This is a genomic window from Allobacillus saliphilus (assembly GCF_018138385.1).
Taxonomy (GTDB): Bacteria; Bacillota; Bacilli; order Bacillales; family Alkalibacillaceae; genus Allobacillus; species Allobacillus saliphilus.
The window spans coordinates 41181-57208 of the sequence record NZ_JAGSIE010000015.1; the positions used below are offsets into that span (position 1 = coordinate 41181).

Sequence of the window (16028 nt, forward strand, 5' to 3'; positions counted from 1 at the left end):
AATGAAGTAACTAATTAAATTAATACAGATTCTTCAGCACAAGAGTTAAAAAAGTTAGTCGAGAAAACCCTAATGGAAAATTTTCGTTATGCTGAAGAAGAAAATTTCGAAGCCTAAACGGCTACTCTCGTAGAGTCAGTTCGAACGGACGAACGTCAGACGAATGTATAAGGCTTGCTCAATAACTACGACATGGATTATGCGATTTTGGATCTGTCTGTTCAATCGATTTCCCACGAAGAAGCAGAAGTTGAAATCATACAACAAAGTATTGCAACAGAACTGGCTGAAGTATATGAATACAATAACAATCAAGTAAAGGCTATTCATCAATTAGTGGTTGAAGAAAGTGAGTATATGATCAGCGTGACAGAAACATTGACCGACACAATCGTACAGGTTGAACAAAATGGCAATCCAATTCAATAGAAATTTGGTGGCATTCGAAGTTCATTTATTGAATGTCCTTTTTTCATTTAATATAAAGAAGGAATTCTTCACACCAACCGAGAAACCTATTTATTGTAGAAGAGAATACAATTTAGAGGTGAGATGATGGAAGAAGTAAAGTATGCGATTCAAGATGACTATCCAAATGATTTTGCTCATTGCTTTGGCTGCGGTCATCAAAACAAAGAAGGACATTTATTTCGAACAGGATGGAAAGGTGATCAGTCGGTGACGGTTTATCAACCTGAACCAAAACATACAGCGATTCCTGGTTTTATCTATGGGGGACTACTTGCTTCCTTGGTAGATTGCCATGGTACTGGGTCAGCAGCACTCTTTTTACATAGGAAGAATGGTCATGAGCCAGGTGATGGCGTACCAGCACCACGCTTTGTGACAGCCTCATTGCACGTAGATTATTTAAAGCCCACACCGCAAGGCATCCCGTTAAAAGCGGTCGGTGAGATTGAAGAAATCCATCCGAAAAAATTCAAGGTGACGACGAATGTATATGCAAATGATGAAGTAGTTGTAAAAGGAGAAGTTGTAGCTGCAGTTATGCCTGATACATTTGTGAAAAAGGGATAAAATATAAAGTGAACCCTGGCTGATGAAGGGGCTAGGGTTCAATTTGTGTTGTACAGGAAAAAAGTTTTTAAAATAGTAAAATAATTGTAAACAACGACGAGAATTTGTGGTATATTAAACTTGTTTATGTAAATTTTGCAGCTCGTCTAATTTGAACAATGCTTTTTGGTAATACTGATTTTCTTCGGTCAAATCAAAAACTTGCTTTGCTTTTCGAAAGAATTCAAGTGCTTGAACGGTTTGCTCAATTTCTTCATATGCTCTTCCAATAATGAAATATAAATGGCCCATTCCATATAAAGATCGATTATTTCTACAAGAAGTTAGCCCTTTTTTCGCGTGATCGATCGTTTTTTCGTAATTTGAGATCATTAGGTTACAACGAGCCAGATTATATCGAATCATAATTTCAATATTATGATTACGAATGATTGGTAGTTTTTTAACAGAGAAAAGCAGATCTTCATAAAGGTCAATTGCTTGCTTATATTGTTTAAAGTCTACTAATATATTTGCTTTATTGATTAAAATTTCGATCTCTCGCTCGGATTTGACCTTTTGGTTTGTGTTGAATAAAAATAACGCTTCATTAAGTAAATCTAGCGAGGCGTCCAGGTCTTTATCAACATACCTTTTACACAGAGCCTTATGCCATAGAATGAATTGTTTGAAACGTCTATTTTCATATAAGGGAGTTTTTTCTTCTTTCTCAATTAAAGCTTTCAATCCTGTGTAATTATCTTGAATGACCATTTCCCTTGCTTGGATTTCCACTTCAAGCGAGTAATCCATGCGTTCAGGAAAAGTCGTATCATAAAAGTAATTGACATCCACACCGAGCCGTTCGGCAATTTTGAATAAAATATCTGCAGCGATGGCGAGAGATCCATTTTCAATTTTACTAATATAGGCTTGTGTACATATCCCATCACATAACTCCTTCTGTGTCATATGAAAGTATCTTCGTAAATCATAGATTTTTGATCCGATATCCTCTCGATTATCTATCAAAATTCTGCACCCCCTTACAAAATTTTCTTAAAAATATTCCGATGTTTATACTTTTTGAGAAAAACGTAGAAAACGAAAGGAAATCACCTCTTATTCGGCTCAAATCGGGCTCAATCGCAAATCCATCTAATTTGATAGTATGATAGATTTAATTTAAATCAACTAACAAAGGAGGGTCTCGATTGAAAAAGTTTTTGAGTCTTGTCGCTGTTGTTCTTATTGTCTCTAGTCTCTATGGCTTTGACGTCAGCCAAGAAAACACGTCTGAAGAAGCATTTGTTACCATTCAAGGCATTGGAAAGGATAACAATGATCTCGGTTCGCTTGACTAATTGTTAGTTGCAATCTACAAAAGATACAACCATCCATATCGGGCTACCCCGCAGTTTTGGTAGCCCTCTTTTTTTAAAAAACTGAATTTTCATTTATACATAAATATATTATACACTGTTTAACTAAAAACGAAAAATGGTCATCTACTAATCATTCATAGCGAGGGAGGGAGCTTTTATGGTTCACCAGCAAGTGAAGAATCGATTAAAGGTTTCGCCAGAAGAATTCTTGGAAGGTTATCGTTATATCGAGGAAGCGATGAATCAATCAGACTCCTACGAAGACGCTCTACAACACATATTAAAATACTTTGACCGAAAACTGACTGGCACATACAGTGCAATTATGATTGTCGATGAGAAGAAGGAATTTATTCAAGAGTGTATCTCGAATGGGTTATCTGAAGAATTCAAGAAGGCCTTTTGCGGGATGCTTATTGATGAAGGCATTGTCTCTAATGCTACCTCCATTCGGACAGGCAGCGTAACTTATACAGAAAACATTTCGAATGACTTACGTGGGGATGTTTTCAGTGATCTTCCTGATTTACTTAAGTTGAGCTCTTGTAGATCTATACCGATCTTCGACTACCGCGATAATGAAGTGCTTGCTGTATTTACTATTTTTTCGAAGCAATCTCATTCACCTACCAATCGTGAAGTAGAAATCGTCAAATCCTTCCGTTCGCTATTAACATTGTTAATTACAAATTATATACAGTCCGAACTAATGCGAGTTGATTTTCCGTGGATGAATAAAATTAAAGAACCAAAATCACAAGCTGAAGAGGAATTTAAATGTGAACTATTAAAAGCTATTGAAAATAAAGAAATCAAGCCATTCTATCAACCTCTATATCAGATGGATACGAACCGAATCTATGGTTTTGAAGCGTTAGCTCGATGGGATCACCCACAAAAAGGAATCCTCCCGCCAAGTGAATTTATCGAGTATGCAGAAGACCATCATATCATCGATTTAATCGACGACCTCGTAGTAGAGCAGGCTTGTGAAGATATCCAGCAGTTAAAGGAAAAATATAACCAGGATTTCATCTTGTCTGTAAATATTTCAGCTCTTCATATTACACAATTAAACTTTTCAACAAAGTTAAAAAACATTTTACTGAAAACAAACTTTTCTGGAGAACAGTTGGCACTCGAAATTACTGAGACGGCTTTAATGCAACAAATTGGTTATGTTTCAAAAACAATTGATCAAATTAAACAGCTTGGGGTACAAATCTCAATTGATGATTTTGGAACTTCGTACTCGTCATTGAATTATTTGAAGTATTTATCCGTTGATATGATTAAACTTGACCGTTCCTTTGTGCGAGATGTCGTCGACAACCCAGTCGATCAACGAATTTGTAAAACGATTATACAGCTTGCTGAAGATTTGAACTTAGAACTATTGGCTGAAGGAATTGAAACAAAGGAGCACTATGAAATCATTCGTAATTACGGATGCAAGATATTCCAAGGCTTTTACTTCAGTCACCCAGTCAAATTGGATGAAGTGAAGCAGCAGATTATTAAACAACTAGCATGAAAATCGCTAATTACCTAACTATTGGTTTATATATTACTCCCTTTTTCGATTTGTCCTAACCTTACTGGAGGTTAGGACGTTTTTTTGAGGATTGCTTCTAAGATGAGTCCTCATTTGGTAAATGATATAATGATGTAAATAAGATAAGGGGATGGGGGAAGAGCTTAAATGGCAATTCAATTAGAAACGGTCATTGAAGCACCAATCGAACAAGTTTTTGATGTAGCATCAAATTATCGATATACGGAGAATATGAGTCATATTGAAGATATCGAAGTAATAACCGATGGACCAGTCGGTTTGAATACTGGCATTAAAGAAACAAGAAATATTCGAGGATTCAAAGTGGAAAACATTTTGAAAGTAACTGAATATGAACCGAACAAACGATTCACAGTTGAAAGTCAGCAACATCAATTGTTTGTGAAATACACATACCTTTTCTCAGAAGTGGATCACGGAACAAAAGTCGAATTTATTGGCAAATTGAAACCATCTGGAATTAAAAACAAGTTATATAAACCGTTCATTACGAAGATGATCAAAAAAGAGGATGGCGACCAATTGCAAGCGATGAAACAATACATTGAGGAAAACGCTCAATAGTCCTTTATTGATCACATTTCGTTTTTGTTATTAATTTTCTCTATAGATGGGTAAACAAGAATTAGGAGGGAGAAGTTATGGAATTATTGTCGGAAGAAAAGATCGAACAAGAGCTTGAGAAACTATCGACGTGGAAACGCATCGATGAAAAATGGATTCGCCGTCGCTACAAATTTGATAACTACTTATTAGGTGTTGAATTTGTCAGCAAAGTGGCGGCATATGCAGAGGGGAAGCAACATCATCCGAATATTGCAATTGATTATAAGGTGGTAACGCTTAAGATTTCATCTTGGGAAATGCAAGGCATTACAGATTTAGATATTGAAATGGCACATTATTTTGATGAATTATATGAGCAGTCAGACAAATAATAACATGAGTGATTTATGCTGCCCCGCAAGCGATTCTTGCTGGGCAGTTACTAATTGGAGCGTAAAATTATGGTTATGTAAATTGGAGTGATTATGATGGAATATTTCGAGCGATTGGCAACCGTTGAAGAAGCAGAACAGTTCATAGAAGAAAACGATGTGGCTTTTTTGTACATTTCACAAGAAAACTGTAGCGTATGTCATGGTCTGAAGCCGCAAGTCAAAAAAGTAATGGATCAGTATCCAAAAATCCAAACGGCTGAGATTCGTACAGATGATGCTCCCGAAGTGGCAAGTAAATTTCATATTTTTACGGTGCCCGTTCTTTTACTATTTGTAGACGGTAAGGAATATCATCGGGAAGCTCGTTCGGTTTATATGCAAAAATTTGATGAGAAAATCAAAGAGCTTTACGAAAATTATTTTGATTAACTTATATTAGTCATTGCCCATGTATAACTAGTTATGCGGTAATCTTTTTTAGGATAACAATTAGATGGAATTTATCTGCTTCAATAATAAGATTTTTGAGCCTCCTACCTTCACCATTGTATCTTGTGATTTTTTTCTCTGTATAAATAATTTCTACTTTAATTACTGTTAATAAAACGACACGAATTCTTTAGAATAGGACATTCGACTAACAAGCGAACAAGGTCTTTTTACTTAATCGTTAAGATTAGTTTTTAAAACGAACCATTGAGGGTAAACTATACAAAATTACCGTGTCATTTTGGAGGCAGTCATGAACATCGAAAAGATCCTTAATGGAATATCATATAAAAATCCATATAATGAGCCGTTAGATCACATAGATATCCTAGGGATTACAGACGATTCACGTGAAGTGCAAGAAGGGTTTATGTTTATTGCTGTCAATGGCGAGAAAATCGACGGGCATCAATACATTGACGAAGCGATTCAAAACGGAGCATCAGTGGTTGTCGGTGAACGACCTGAACCGTTGGAGAAAAGTGTCTATTTATCTGTAGAACAGTCAAAATCAGTTTTAGGAATTATAGCGAAAAACTTTTATGACACAACTAATAACAAACAGCAGATCATTGGAATTACAGGAACAAATGGAAAAACGACGACAAGTTATATGTTGAAGGCAGCATTGGAGGCTCAAGGTTATCAATGTGGCGTAGTAGGGACAATTCAAAACATTGTTAACGGACAAGCCTTTAAAACGATTAATACAACTCCGAACCCACTTAAGCTACACCAACTACTTCATAAAAGTGAAGATGATGTGATGATCGTTGAAGTATCATCGCACGCGTTAAAGCAAGACCGTGTCAAAGGCGTCATCTTTGATGTGGCTATTTTTACGAACTTGGAAAAAGAGCACTTAGATTACCATGCAACAATGGAAGACTACTTTGAAACAAAGTATCAGCTTTTTAAACAGTTAAAGAAAAATGGACTAGCAATTGTAAATCGAGACAATTCATGGGGAGAAATTGTTTATCGCAGATTGAAAGAACAATCATATGTATTAAAGACGATTAGTACTGAATCGGACGCATCCATACTGTTAAATATTGAGCAGTCGACCATTCAATTTTCAGGCGGAAAAGCTATCCCATTTGAGTTGAAGATGCCTGGTGAACATAATCGATTAAATGCTGCGATGACTTTACTCGTTTGTGAGCACTTTCGGTTGAATCGTGAGAAGTCGATGGATGTTCTCCGTCATTTTGCATCATTACCAGGTCGATTTGAGTCGATTCATTTCCCAGGAAATAAACGAATCGCCATCGATTATGCTCATACGACAAAAGGTATTATTTATTGCTTGAAAGCTGCTCGTGAATGTAACGCCAAACGGGTAATTCATGTGTTTGGATTTCGAGGGAATCGAGACGAGTCGAAACGAGCTGATATGTTAATAAATTCAGCGATATACAGTGACCAATATATCTTGACTTTAGATGACCTCAATGAACAAACTGAGGAAGAAATGATACAAGTGTTGTATGATTACCATGAAAAGTATGGCCATTCACAAGGAAAGATCATACCAGACCGAACGCTTGCGATCAAAGAAGCCATTGAAGCTGCGGATGAAGGAGATATTGTCCTAGTAACAGGAAAAGGCCACGAGTCATACAATCAAGCGTTTCAATTAGGAACAAATTCTGACAGAGAGACCGCTGAGAAGATAAAACAAGCGGTTAAAGATATGACTGTATAAAAAGCATTCCAACGTCGATTATATCGATGTCGGAATGCTTTCTTTGTGTTATTCAATTTGTCCTACTGGATCGCTGTCTGTTTCGATTCTTTTTTCAGTTAAGGACAATAAATAGATAGAAAGGAATGGTAGCAAAAGTAGTAGTGCCAAAATGATAAACAAAACATGAATGGAGTAATGGTCGACAATCAGACCGCCAAATGCGGGGCCAGTCATCCGACCAGCTGTAGCAACACTATTAATGATTCCTTGGTAAAAACCAGTTCTGCCTTCCGGTGCTAAGCTTCCAGCTATTGTCGGGACGGCAGGCCAAACAAACATTTCACCAAAAGTGAGAATAACCATGCCTATCGCGAACTCAGCAAAAGACTCCGCTTTAAGAATATAAATAAAGGAACTAAGGAAGATGGCATTTCCTACGACGATTTGCATCTTAGGACTTGTAATCCAACGCGTGATTAGCTTCATCAACGGCTGGCCCGCGATTATCATTGCTCCATTAATTGTCCATAAAATACTATACCGATCAATCGGAATTCCTAAGTCTTGGGTGTATGAAGCGATTGTTGTTTGCCACTGAGTATATGCAACCCAAGCGATAAAGAACCCAATACTTAAAAAGCCAAGAGCTAAGAAAGACTTTCTGTTTTTAATCGTAATTCCTGTACTGAAAACCGTTGAGTAAGCATTCGCATCGACTTTCTTTTCCATCGGCTTAAAGGTAAAATACACAAGCAAATAAAACAAAATGAAAAGGGAAGCATTTGCCCAAAAAATATACGAAAAGGAATAGTAGGCAACAAAACCTCCAAGTGAAGCTCCGAGTGCGACACCGACATTTTGTGCCACATAGATTGCATTAAATGACCTTCTTCCACCTTCAGGCCATACCGAAGTTGCCATAGCATACATCGCAGGAACGATTACACCTGAACCTAATCCCATCGTAATTAATAAAATCGAGTAAGGTACAAGAGAATGGAATTGAGTTAACATAATTGCGGAAATTAGCGTTAAAGCTCCGCCACTCAATATTGTTCGATATCCTCCAATTTTATCAAAAAGCGTTCCGCCGATTAAATTACCAACAATCGCAGCTCCTTGATTAAACATCAAAATAAGCCCAGCAAAAGTTAGCGACTCGCCAAGCTCGTTATGCATATAGATTGTATTTAACGGCCAGATGAATGAAGCACCTGTGACATTAATAGATGTAGCGATAATTAAAATCCAAACCTGTTTCGGCATATGTTGTTACCCCTAATTAGAAAGAATCCCATTACTTTATTCCACGTATTTTATCATGATTAGTCGAAAAAAACTATGGCCGGACTTTAATTAGTCGTTACTATATGAAAGTGTGTTAGTGAGCGTTGAGAGGGCGCGTGACTGTTCAAACGATCGCGCTTACCGTTCAAAGAATCACGCTATCCATTCAAAGCACCGTTCTTACCGTTCAAAGAATCACGCTATCCGTTCAAAGCACCGTTCTTACCGTTCAAACGATTCCGCTTACCGTTTAACCGCCATTCCAAATATACATAATTAACACAATTATTTTCTCCAAAATGACAAGCTGTTTATGATAAAATAAAGCAGGCATAATTAAAGGTGGGGGATTGGGATTGTTGCAAACATTTAGTAGAAAAATTGTGGAACATTCGTTGTTTCAACCGATTGTAATCGGCATTATATTATTGAATGCTATCTTTGTCGGCGTTGAAACGTACGGAAGTTTATATGAAAAATATAGAGAGTTGTTTTTGACTTTTGATATCATCGTTTTAGTTTTATTTACGATTGAAATTATACTAAAGATGATTGCAGAAGAGAAAACCTTAAATTTCTTTAAAGATAATTGGAACGTCTTTGACTTTTTGATTGTTGCTGCAAGTTATATTTTTATCGGGTCACCATTTATTACGGTGTTACGGGTTTTACGTGTACTGCGGGTTTTCCGTACGATATCCGTCATACCATCATTACGAAAATTAGTGAATGCTTTATTGATGACCTTACCTTCTTTAGGAACGATCATGTTACTGTTATTCATCGTATTTTATATTTTCAGTGTCATCGGTACAATGCTCTTCCAAGATGTCAGCGCGGAGTACTTTGGGAATCTGCAACTGACAGCATTGACATTATTTCAGATGATTACACTAGAGTCATGGGCAAGTGGAGTTATGCGTCCAGTTATGGAGATAACGCCGTGGGCATGGATCTATTTTGTTGTCTTTATTCTTGTCGGCGCTTTTGTTGTGCTTAACCTCTTTGTTGGTGTCATCGTCAATAACTTCGAAAAGATTGATGCATGGGAGAAAGAAGAAGAGGATGAGGCGGACCAAAAGCTTGTCCGTAGCGAAATAGCTGAATTGAAACAGGAAATTCGGGAATTAAAAGAATTAATTAAAGAGAAAAACTAGAGAAAAGCTGGGAAAAGTTTATAAGTAAAAATAAAAACCCGAACAATTTAGATGTAAATAAATCGTTCGGGTTTTCTATTTGGAAAACGCTCCATCAAAACACTTCGCTTGCCGCGGGCACGACTCGAGCCTCCTCGGCTCAAAACCATGGCCTGCGGGGTCTCGAGTAACGTGCTGTTCCCGCAGGCGTCTACGTGTTTTGATTCCGCTCCTATACATTAACTTTATTGTTATTTAGATATTCGTCTTTTACATTAAAATTTTTCTTATAAAATTAATGCTGCTGCGGATTCGGGATAGCTGTGAAACTGTTCAGTAATTGAGTCATCGACTGATCATCAAACTGCGGCACTTGGTAGTAGCTACGATCGTTTTGATACAAAAACAGCTCATAAGCCATTTCACATAAGTTTGGTACACTATCTTGCAAAACACGACGCATGACTGGGTTTGTTGCTTCCAATGCAGATGTCGTACAAGCTGTAGCACATGCTTTAATATGACCCATCATATAACTTGAGTAATTTTGTTCATTCAATGATTGTGGAGATTGCTGCGGTTGTGTCGGTTGGCTGGGACTTAAACCATACGTGACGTCATTTGAAAGTTCAAAGTTATATGTCGTTGTTGGTTGTGGTGGACGTGTTCCAGATTGATACGTATTTACCATCGTGTTATACAGTTGATTCAAATACTGAGTTTGTCTAGATAAAATACTTTTAAGCTGTTCACATTGAATATTTGGTTGGTACATTTTATAATGCTCCAACGTGCCGGTAAGAGTAGACAACGTTTCATGAACATCCATGATTTCATGGGCGCCATGACTTTTGTTTGCAGCTAAATTGCTCGAATTCTGCATTTGGCTGTTCGGGTTTTGTTGCTGTTGCATGAAAGAATCCTCCTTTGTGTAAAGTACATTTATAAGGTGGTTCTTTCTGATTGGAATTATTCATAAAAAAACTGCCCTCGAATGCTTCCATTCAAGAACAGTTTGTCGTGTTATTTGCGGTTTGCATATTGTTTAACGGAGCCGACATACTCATTCAGCTTTTCTGCGCCTTTGATGGCATTGAAAACAAATTCTTTTGCAAATTCAACAGCTTCTCGAGGAGATTTACCGTTAACGTAAGAACCGGCTATAGCTGAGGCGAATGTACAGCCTGCGCCATGTGTATAAGCTGACTGAATAACCTCACCTTCTAAAACAGTGAGTTCACTACCGTCGTAGAAAACATCAACAGCTTTGTTCTCATCGATATCTGATCCACCCTTAATGACAACGTTTTTCGCCCCGAGATCATGGATTTTCTTAGCTGCTTCTTTCATTTCGTCAACCGTTCTCAATAAAGGCATTTCTGTTAACTGACTAGCTTCGAAAAGGTTCGGTGTTGTAATAACAGCTTTCGGTACAAGGATTTTACGTAGAGCAATCGCGTTCTCTGGATGAACGGGCTCATCAACACCTTTACAAGCTAAAACGGGATCGACTACAGCTTCAAGGTTATATTGGTCAATAGTGTCTGCAGCCAATTGAATGGATTCGGTTGTTGGAATCATCCCTGTTTTCATTAAGTCTACACCAATTCCATCTAAAATCGTACGAAGCTGTGCTTTGACGGTGTCAATTTCAATTGGATAGACATCGTGTGCCCAATTATTTTCTGGGTTTTGTGCAACCATTGTCGTCAGCGCGGTCATTCCATACACACCTAGTTCTTCCATTGTTTTTAGGTCTGCTTGGATACCTGCACCACCACTTGTATCGGATCCTGCCATAATAAGAACTTTTTTCATTTTTTTCTTCCCCCTTAGTATGTGTAGCTAAATTCCACAGACGGGAAAAATGATGATTTGATTATTGATGTATCATTTTTAAAGTCTGATAAATCGTTAACATTTGTTGCATAAGTAAAGAATAATTTTATTTTACACGTTTCGATTTATCTTGACAATTAGATGATACTGAAAAAACATCCTTTAATTTTAAAATAGCTAAATGCAAAAATGCCCATAAAGCAACTGCTTCATGAGCGAAAGAACAACATACTCAGTTTGGAGTTTACCCAAATCGGCCGTTGATATAATCCATTGTTCGGGAATCTTTAGGTTCGGTAAATAGTTCATCGGTTTTGCCGAACTCGACGACTTCACCATTTAAAAAGAAGGCCGTTTGATCGGAAATTCGAGCTGCTTGTTGCATGTTATGGGTGACAATGACAATGCTATATTGCTTTTTTAATGATTGGATGAGCTCTTCCACCTTTGTTGTGGAAATTGGGTCAAGTGCAGATGTAGGTTCATCCATTAAAATGACTTCAGGTTCGATGGCAAGACAGCGAGCGATACATAATCGTTGTTGCTGTCCACCAGATAAACCGAATGCATTTTCCTTTAAACGATCTTTTACTTCATCCCAAATGAATGCGTCTTTAAGGCTTTTTTCGACGATGTCATCGAGGATACTTTTCTTCTTGATTCCATGAATACGTGGTCCATAGGCAACATTATCATAAATGGATTTCGGGAAAGGGTTTGGTTTCTGGAATACCATGCCAACATCCGTACGCAAAGCTTCAGCTGAATAATCCTTACTTAAAATATTGCTTCCTTTATAATGGATATCGCCTTTCGTTTGAACAGAGGGGATGAGTTCAACCATTCGATTTAATGTTTTAATAAACGTTGACTTTCCGCAGCCCGACGGACCGATAATCGCTGTAATGCTCTTTTCAGGTATCTTAAGATCAATATTTTTTAAAGCTTGCGTTTCTCCGTACCATAAGTTTAAAGACTTTGTTTCAAAAATCGATTCCTTTTCGACTTCATTTTTATTCTTAGATTCTTTCTTTTCAATCGCTGGAACAGCATATAATTGCGTTTGAACAGCCATACATTGATCTCCTTTCTAAAAACGATGTTGGAATTTATTGCGAATGTAAATCGCTATTGAATTTAGAATGAATAACATCAACAACAAAATGATAATCGAAGCAGCAGCTAGATTCGCATATTCTTCAACGAGCGCTGCATCCAATGTCCAGTAATAAATTTGCATCGGCAGTGCTGTGAACCGGTCCATAAATCCACCTGGAAATGGAATCAGTAATGCCGGAATACCTAATACGACGAGTGGTGCTGTTTCTCCGATTGCACGAGATAAAGCGAGAATCGAACCTGTTAAAATACTCGGCAACGCTGTTGGTAAAATAATGCTTTTAATGGTTTGCCATTTGCTTGCCCCTAATCCATACGATGCTTCACCAAGTGTTTGAGGGACCGCACGCAATGCTTCTTGAGAAGAGACGATGACAATTGGTAAAACGAGCAAAGATAAGGTTAAGCCACCAGCCAATACCGTACTGCCGAAATCCATTAAGCGAACAAATACAGTTAGCCCAAGAATCCCGTAAACAATGGATGGGACACCTGCAAGGTTGGCAATGTTTGTTTGAATCAAGGAATGAATTCGTCCTTTCTTCGCATACAGCTCAAGGTAAATGGCAGCACCCATACCGAGAAACAGTGTGAAAAATACAACGACAAGCATCAACCAGAACGTTCCGAGAATTGCACCCATAATTCCTGCTTTTTCAGGGTCCATGGATAAATGCCCTGTTATAAAGTTCCAATCAATCCAAGCGAAGCCTTGTGAAACAGTGCGTATTAATAGAATTGCCAATACGACTAAGCCGGAGAGAGTAGCTCCAAGAAAAACATATTTGAGAATACTGTTAAGCCTTAGGCGAAAATTAATTCTCTTCCTTACTTGTAAACGATCGATATATTGCATTTTAATATTCCTCCCTGAAACGGCGGGCTATTTTTTTGGCGAGTAAATTCATTAAAAATGTCATTGTAAATAGCGTCAGAGCAACAGCATAAATACTGTAATAAACAGTCGTTCCGGCTGCGGCATCACCACTGGAGACTTCAACAATATACGCAGTCATCGTTTGCATCGATTCGGTAACATCGAAAGAGAAGTTTTTCGTACTACCACTCGCAATCGTGACAATCATCGTTTCACCAATCGCTCTTGAGATTGCCAAGACAAATGACGCAACAATTCCTGAAATGGCTGCAGGGATGACGACTTTGATTGCCGTTTCTAACTTCGTTGCGCCTAATCCATAAGCGCCTTCTCGCATTGTATTCGGAACAGAGTTCATTGCGTCTTCCGATAACGAAGCAACCATTGGAATAATCATGATTCCCATGACGAGACCAGGGCTTAGAATGTTCGTCAATTCGATTTCTGGCCAAATGGATCGTAGTAATGGAGTGACGAAAGTAAAAGCAAAGAACCCATAAACAATAGTCGGAATGCCAGCCAATAATTCAAGCATCGGTTTTAATAATTTACGGACGCGATCACTAGCATATTCACTTAAATAGATAGCAGCCATCAAGCCGATGGGACCTGCAACAACCATGGCAATAATCGTGGACAAGAGCGTTCCGCTTAATAATGGTAGCAACCCGAAAGATGGGTTTTGACTTAGTGGTTTCAGATTCGTACTCGTAAAAAATTCCGTAAACGATACACGTTGGAAGAAATGAATAGCTTCTGTGATGAGTGTATACAGAATGGCAATTGTCGTTAGCACGGAAACAGCTGCGAATAAAAATAAAACGGCAGGAACCATTTTTTCAAAAACATTTTTAATTGAGGCCGCTGATTTCTTTTCATTCATTAACTGTTTCGTTGAAAGGTTTGCAGTGTTAACGGACACATTTTTTGTCGTCATGATGATGAACCTCCAATCGAAAAAAAGATGGGAACGATGAGAGGGAACAGTTGCCTCTCATCGTTCAATCAATGGGGGTAAAACAATTTATTAATCAGTTAAGATTCTTCTACTTTAGCTCTTCCAATTCAGACTTTAGTTGTTCAGCTTCTTCATCCGGAATTGGAGCAAAACCAGCTTCACCTGCCACATCGTTTACCGTGTTCATCACATAGATTGCATAGTCTAGTACTTGTGGTTTCTCTTTTGCATGGTTCATATTCAAATAAGTGAACACTGGACGGGTAAATCCTGCATAATCACCATTTTCATCAATCGTGTCTAATGATGGTTCAACAGGGCCGTCACCGAAGTCAATGCTGACAGCTTGTACTTGATCTTTATTGTTATCGTAGTAACCGAAGCCGAAAAACCCAATGCCGTTTTTGTCTTCTGAGATTAAGTTAACTAACTGAGAATATTCTTGTTGTAAATTGACATCATCTCTTAAATCTTGCTCACCCATGATCTCTTCATAGAAAAATTCATAAGTTCCATGGTTTTCATTTGGACCATACGTTTGGATTTTTTCTTCTGGCCAATCAGCGTTAACATCAGACCAAGTTTCAATACCGCCATCGGCTAAGAAAATGTCGATGACCTGTTGTTCTGTAAGTTCCGTTGCCCAATCGTTTTCTGGATGTGTGACGATGGTTAAACCGTCTAGGGCGACTTTCAGTTCTTTCACTTCAATATTCAATTCGTCAGCTTTCTCTTGTTCTTCCGGTTTGATTTGTCGAGACGCATCGTTGAAATCTGTTCCGTCTTCAATTAAAAATTTCTCAAAACCTGCGCTCGTTCCTGCGCGACCTACTTCAACGGAAACGCCTTGTTGTTCATTCGTCATGTAATTTTCAGCAAGTAAGGCCATTAAGGGATAAACCGTGCCTGAACCATCAACGACGACGCTACCTTCAATGTCTTCGTTTGTAGCTGATTCTTCGTCTGAAGAGCCTGACGTATCAACCTCTTCAGCGTCGCTTTCTTCTTCTGAATCACTTCCGCAAGCTGCTAATGCAACAAGCAATAATACGAATCCTGACAAAATAAAATACTTGAGTGATTTCTTCATTTGTAAAACTCCCCCTCTGGATATGTTTTATTCGTCTTACAAATTCATCATAGTTCGTATTCTTAGAAATGTCTGTAAAGTTCATGTAAAGAAATCGTTAAGAGTTTGTAAATTGCTTTCGTGACGGGGGTTGGAGCATGTCCTCTGTGGTTGAATCTTTGGTTTTTTCTGCTTTTTTGGTAGAAGATTCGTAGAAATTTTTTAGAGCTCGTATCCTATTGTGATTGTCGATAGCGCTTCTCAAACGGGGAAGATCACAAGAATTGGGTTTTCGTGTTTGATAGCGTGTCTCAAAAAATGTGTTCCTCCGTGTTTGATAGGCTGTCTCGAGAACGGAAGACCGCGAAAAATGTGTTCTTCCGTGTTTGATAGCGTGTCTCAAGAACGGAAGCTCGTAGAAAATGTGTTCTTCCGTGTTTGATAGCGTGTCTCAAGAACGAAAGGTCGCGAAAAATGTGTTCCTCCGTGTTTGATAGGCTGTCTCGAGAACGGAAGACCGCGAAAAATGTGTTCCTCCGTGTTTGATAGGCTGTCTCAAGTACGGAAGGTCACGAAAAATATGTTCTTCCGTGTTTGATAGGCTTTCTCAGGAACGGAAGACCGCAAAAAATGGAATCTTCCGTG

At 38.2% G+C, this 16028-nt stretch carries 17 protein-coding genes; 9 read left to right on the top strand and 8 right to left on the bottom strand.

The window, feature by feature from the left end; genetic code table 11:
• Positions 1-192 precede the first annotated feature (192 nt).
• Both KC820_RS05900 and KC820_RS05905 read left to right on the top strand, forming a co-directional pair.
• The gene (locus KC820_RS05900) at positions 193-429 is read left to right on the top strand and encodes a hypothetical protein (RefSeq protein ID WP_212369169.1); all 237 of its coding nucleotides are present in this window, start codon (positions 193-195) and stop codon (positions 427-429) included.
• A 123-nt stretch (positions 430-552) separates the two neighbouring features.
• Complete coding sequence (locus KC820_RS05905) at positions 553-1038, top strand: PaaI family thioesterase (protein WP_212369172.1); 486 nt, start codon at positions 553-555, stop codon at positions 1036-1038.
• A gap of 114 nt (positions 1039-1152) precedes the next feature.
• Here KC820_RS05905 and KC820_RS05910 read toward each other — a convergent pair whose 3' ends face one another.
• On the bottom strand, positions 1153-2049 hold the full coding sequence (locus KC820_RS05910) for a helix-turn-helix domain-containing protein (RefSeq protein ID WP_212369175.1): 897 nt from the start codon (positions 2047-2049) through the stop codon (positions 1153-1155).
• Positions 2050-2231: 182 nt separating this feature from the next.
• Between KC820_RS05910 and KC820_RS05915 the strand changes: the two genes are divergently transcribed.
• The 6 genes from KC820_RS05915 to KC820_RS05940 all read left to right on the top strand — a co-directional run bounded on the left by KC820_RS05915 (position 2232) and on the right by KC820_RS05940 (position 7116).
• Positions 2232-2381, top strand: coding sequence for a hypothetical protein (locus KC820_RS05915; RefSeq protein ID WP_212369178.1), 150 nt, complete (start codon positions 2232-2234; stop codon positions 2379-2381).
• Between the two features lie 178 nt (positions 2382-2559).
• Positions 2560-3936: a sensor domain-containing phosphodiesterase gene (locus KC820_RS05920; protein WP_212369181.1), complete on the top strand. Its 1377-nt coding sequence runs from the start codon at positions 2560-2562 to the stop codon at positions 3934-3936.
• A 168-nt stretch (positions 3937-4104) separates the two neighbouring features.
• Positions 4105-4542, top strand: a complete 438-nt coding sequence (locus KC820_RS05925) for an SRPBCC family protein (protein WP_212369184.1) — start codon at positions 4105-4107, stop codon at positions 4540-4542.
• 77 nt (positions 4543-4619) lie between these two features.
• The gene (locus tag KC820_RS05930; RefSeq protein WP_212369187.1) at positions 4620-4916 is read left to right on the top strand and encodes a 4a-hydroxytetrahydrobiopterin dehydratase; all 297 of its coding nucleotides are present in this window, start codon (positions 4620-4622) and stop codon (positions 4914-4916) included.
• A gap of 96 nt (positions 4917-5012) precedes the next feature.
• On the top strand, positions 5013-5348 hold the full coding sequence (locus KC820_RS05935; RefSeq protein ID WP_212369190.1) for a thioredoxin family protein: 336 nt from the start codon (positions 5013-5015) through the stop codon (positions 5346-5348).
• A gap of 313 nt (positions 5349-5661) precedes the next feature.
• Positions 5662-7116, top strand: coding sequence for a UDP-N-acetylmuramoyl-L-alanyl-D-glutamate--2,6-diaminopimelate ligase (locus KC820_RS05940; RefSeq protein ID WP_212369193.1), 1455 nt, complete (start codon positions 5662-5664; stop codon positions 7114-7116).
• Positions 7117-7164: 48 nt separating this feature from the next.
• Here KC820_RS05940 and KC820_RS05945 read toward each other — a convergent pair whose 3' ends face one another.
• Positions 7165-8364: an MDR family MFS transporter gene (locus KC820_RS05945; RefSeq protein ID WP_212369196.1), complete on the bottom strand. Its 1200-nt coding sequence runs from the start codon at positions 8362-8364 to the stop codon at positions 7165-7167.
• A gap of 377 nt (positions 8365-8741) precedes the next feature.
• Here KC820_RS05945 and KC820_RS05950 point away from each other — a divergent pair, with 377 nt between their 5' ends.
• Complete coding sequence (locus KC820_RS05950; protein ID WP_336511024.1) at positions 8742-9542, top strand: ion transporter; 801 nt, start codon at positions 8742-8744, stop codon at positions 9540-9542.
• 274 nt (positions 9543-9816) lie between these two features.
• Here KC820_RS05950 and KC820_RS05955 read toward each other — a convergent pair whose 3' ends face one another.
• The 6 genes from KC820_RS05955 to KC820_RS05980 all read right to left on the bottom strand — a co-directional run bounded on the left by KC820_RS05955 (position 9817) and on the right by KC820_RS05980 (position 15404).
• A complete protein-coding gene (locus KC820_RS05955) occupies positions 9817-10434 on the bottom strand; it encodes a spore coat protein (RefSeq protein WP_212369202.1) in 618 nt (205 codons plus the stop codon).
• A gap of 110 nt (positions 10435-10544) precedes the next feature.
• On the bottom strand, positions 10545-11339 hold the full coding sequence (gene thiD, locus KC820_RS05960) for a bifunctional hydroxymethylpyrimidine kinase/phosphomethylpyrimidine kinase (protein ID WP_212369205.1): 795 nt from the start codon (positions 11337-11339) through the stop codon (positions 10545-10547).
• 265 nt (positions 11340-11604) lie between these two features.
• On the bottom strand, positions 11605-12435 hold the full coding sequence (gene pstB, locus KC820_RS05965; RefSeq protein WP_212369208.1) for a phosphate ABC transporter ATP-binding protein PstB: 831 nt from the start codon (positions 12433-12435) through the stop codon (positions 11605-11607).
• 15 nt (positions 12436-12450) lie between these two features.
• Complete coding sequence (pstA, locus tag KC820_RS05970; RefSeq protein WP_186279604.1) at positions 12451-13335, bottom strand: phosphate ABC transporter permease PstA; 885 nt, start codon at positions 13333-13335, stop codon at positions 12451-12453.
• Between the two features lies 1 nt (position 13336).
• A complete protein-coding gene (pstC, locus tag KC820_RS05975) occupies positions 13337-14239 on the bottom strand; it encodes a phosphate ABC transporter permease subunit PstC (RefSeq protein WP_377862688.1) in 903 nt (300 codons plus the stop codon).
• Between the two features lie 163 nt (positions 14240-14402).
• The gene (locus tag KC820_RS05980; RefSeq protein ID WP_212369216.1) at positions 14403-15404 is read right to left on the bottom strand and encodes a PstS family phosphate ABC transporter substrate-binding protein; all 1002 of its coding nucleotides are present in this window, start codon (positions 15402-15404) and stop codon (positions 14403-14405) included.
• Positions 15405-16028: the final 624 nt, after the last annotated feature.